General features: G+C 31.2%; 7 protein-coding genes. All 7 read left to right on the plus strand.

Going from position 1 to position 2,526, the window contains the following annotated elements; translation table 11 throughout:
• Positions 1–596 (plus strand): GIY-YIG nuclease family protein (locus MR285_RS01195; RefSeq protein ID WP_293557295.1); only part of this gene is annotated, 596 nt, incomplete at its 5' end.
• Positions 586–711, plus strand: a complete 126-nt coding sequence (locus MR285_RS01200; RefSeq protein ID WP_293557296.1) for a hypothetical protein — start codon at positions 586–588, stop codon at positions 709–711. The genes MR285_RS01195 and MR285_RS01200, both read left to right, overlap by 11 nt.
• The gene (locus tag MR285_RS01205; RefSeq protein WP_293557297.1) at positions 704–877 is read left to right on the plus strand and encodes a hypothetical protein; all 174 of its coding nucleotides are present in this window, start codon (positions 704–706) and stop codon (positions 875–877) included. Before MR285_RS01200 ends, MR285_RS01205 begins: the two co-directional genes overlap by 8 nt.
• Before the next feature lie 5 nt (positions 878–882).
• A complete protein-coding gene (locus MR285_RS01210) occupies positions 883–1,053 on the plus strand; it encodes a hypothetical protein (RefSeq protein WP_293557298.1) in 171 nt (56 codons plus the stop codon).
• Positions 1,040–1,258: a hypothetical protein gene (locus MR285_RS01215; protein WP_293557299.1), complete on the plus strand. Its 219-nt coding sequence runs from the start codon at positions 1,040–1,042 to the stop codon at positions 1,256–1,258. Before MR285_RS01210 ends, MR285_RS01215 begins: the two co-directional genes overlap by 14 nt.
• Positions 1,259–1,357: 99 nt before the next feature.
• A complete protein-coding gene (locus MR285_RS01220; RefSeq protein ID WP_293557300.1) occupies positions 1,358–1,651 on the plus strand; it encodes a hypothetical protein in 294 nt (97 codons plus the stop codon).
• A partial coding sequence (locus tag MR285_RS01225; RefSeq protein WP_293557301.1) for an AAA family ATPase occupies positions 1,642–2,526 on the plus strand: 885 nt, incomplete at its 3' end. The genes MR285_RS01220 and MR285_RS01225, both read left to right, overlap by 10 nt.

Consider the following 2,526-nt stretch of genomic DNA (forward strand, 5'->3'; position numbering starts at 1 on the left):
ATTTTGGATCAATGGTAAAAATTGGCTCTTCGAACAATCCCAAGGAAAGAATTTCAAGGATAACAACATATTTAAAAAACTACGCGAATATAAATTCGTTTGGATTCAAAATAAGTGTTAAACATGTAAATTTTAGGGAGAATGAATTTATTTTGCACGATGTATTTTCAAAATATAGAGTTAGTGGAACTGAATTATTCAATATAAAGTTTGATAAAGCAGTATCTGGTCTAAATAAACTTGTTTATGACACAAATTTTGAAGCAGCTTATGCTGAAAAGGAGAAGTTAGCTGACGAATTAATTAAATTTTGTAAATCACAATTTTACTTAGAAACTAGGTTGCCAAAGGAGTATTTTGAAAAAGAAAATTTACAAGTTGAAATTCAAAAGTATGAAAGAATTTTAAATATTTTAAAATTAGTAGATTTATATGTTAATGAACTTGCTATATCAGATGATGAATTTAAAAAACAATATTACAAGATAATTAATAATCCAGATGGTAGTACAAGGACGACGACAACAACAAAAATGACTGGGAAGGGACAAATTTACTTTACTAACAAATTTTTAGGGGGATCTTATGGACAATAATTTTGACGTTGCCATTGAGTATAGCGACAATCAGGCTGACTGGGACGATTTTATAAGTCTTATGGTAGGCAAATTTAAACAGTGGCAAAAAGAAAAGGAGAGCAGAGATGATTAAAATAAGTAAATTTAATGTTTTTTTAACGATAAGAAGACTTTTAGGGATTTTAATTGTCCTTATGACTGGCTACTTGGCAGCCTTATTTTGCATAAAATTTATTTTTTATATTTTGTACGCTGGCACAGAAATTATTGACGGGTTTTTTAAGTTTCTAATGAGGTGAAAAGGTTGAAGGATTGCTATTGTCACAAGTGCAATAAGGAATTTAATTCTCTTGGTATTGCAAGACACAGAGCAATGCACAGAGATAAGCAAGAGGATTGTAAGATAACATACAAAGATGGAAAAACGCTTAATTATAAGTTTAGTAAGGTGGCGAAAAAAGTTGAAAGCAAATAGAAGATCTGCTACAGGAATTTTAAGGGCATATTTTGAAAAAAATAATATCGCCGATGGAGAAGATTTTGAAATACAAGACTATAGGAAGTTCCTGGAAGATGAAAGGGAAGCTTATCGTAGACAGTGTGGAGTTGATGATGTTTTCCTCCAAGATTATGGGAAGTTTGCGAAGTATGTAAAAGACAAGTATTTAAAGAGGAAGTAAGAATGAAAAAGAGCAAGAAAAAAAGTCCCAGGTCGACTAAAACTCAAGGACTAAAATATATAAATATTTGCTCTTAGTATATCACAAGGAGTTAGAAAAATGAAAAGAATTGAATGTTATGAAACTGAAGACGGGAGATTGTTTACAACTTATGAAGAAGCGTTGATACATGAGAAAGAAGAAGAGATAAAAAATAATTTAGGTGCGCTCCTAAATACCTGCATTAGTGTTAACAGTTTAATGAAAAGCTATGTGGGAGATAACAAACTTTGTGCAAATTACGAAGAAGCACGAACTTTAAAAATTTTTCTAATTAAATACATGACAGAAATTATGTTAGAAGAATTTACAGCTTTTAAATCTCTATTTGACGGAGGGTTATCATGCAAATAAAAATTAAAACTTTAAAATTAGAAAACTTCAAAGGAATCAAGGACTTAACAATAGACTTTAAGGACATAACTAATATTTATGGGGACAATGCAGTAGGTAAGACAACAATATTTGACGCCTACTCTTGGTTACTTTGGGACAAGGACAGTTTAAATCGCAAGGACTTTGCAATAAAACCTTATAACAAAAATGGCGAAGAAGTCCACAACTTGGAATCAGTAGTTGAGGGAGATTTTACTTTTGATGACACAAATCTTAACCTTAAAAAAATATATAAAGAAGTCTGGACTAAAAAACGTGGATCTACACAAGCAGAATTTACTGGCCACACTACCGACTACTATATAAATGCTGTCCCAGTAAAGAAAAAAGAGTACACAGAAAGAATTGCAAGTGTGATCTCTGAGGACAACTTTAACTTACTTTCAAATCCACTGTATTTTAATCAAATCTTAGATAAAAACAAGAGGAGAGAAGTCATATTAGGACTAATAGAAGAAGTTAAGCCAGAGGATATTATCGCAAAAAATAAAGATTTAGAAGAATTAGATCTTAAAAATTATACAGTTGATGAACTAAAGAAAATTGCCAAAGATACCGCAAGAAAAATTAACAAAGACATCGAGTCCATACCAGCAAGGATTGATGAGTTAGACAAGTCAAAGATCCATGACATAGATTTTGATGCCTTAGAGTTTAGAAAGAGAAGCACACTTCCAGCCATAAGAGAGATAGATGAAAAGCTTGCTGATGCATCAAAGATGGCAGAGGGAATGACTGAGATAACAGAAAAAATTACTGCATTACAAAAAGAAAAGTCTGACCTTGCAGAAAAATACCAAAATAAATGCTTTGAAATAAATCTTAAAAACAAA

It is taken from the genome of Peptoniphilus sp. (assembly GCF_022767005.1).
GTDB lineage: Bacteria > Bacillota > Clostridia > Tissierellales > Peptoniphilaceae > Peptoniphilus_A.

Excerpts from the sequence above, each read along its gene's own strand:
- MR285_RS01200 (WP_293557296.1), top strand. The coding sequence starts at position 586 with ATGGACAATAATTTTGACGTTGCCATTGAGTATAGCGACAATCAGGCT.
- MR285_RS01205 (WP_293557297.1), top strand. The coding sequence starts at position 704 with ATGATTAAAATAAGTAAATTTAATGTTTTTTTAACGATAAGAAGACTT.
- MR285_RS01220 (WP_293557300.1), top strand. The coding sequence starts at position 1,358 with ATGAAAAGAATTGAATGTTATGAAACTGAAGACGGGAGATTGTTTACA.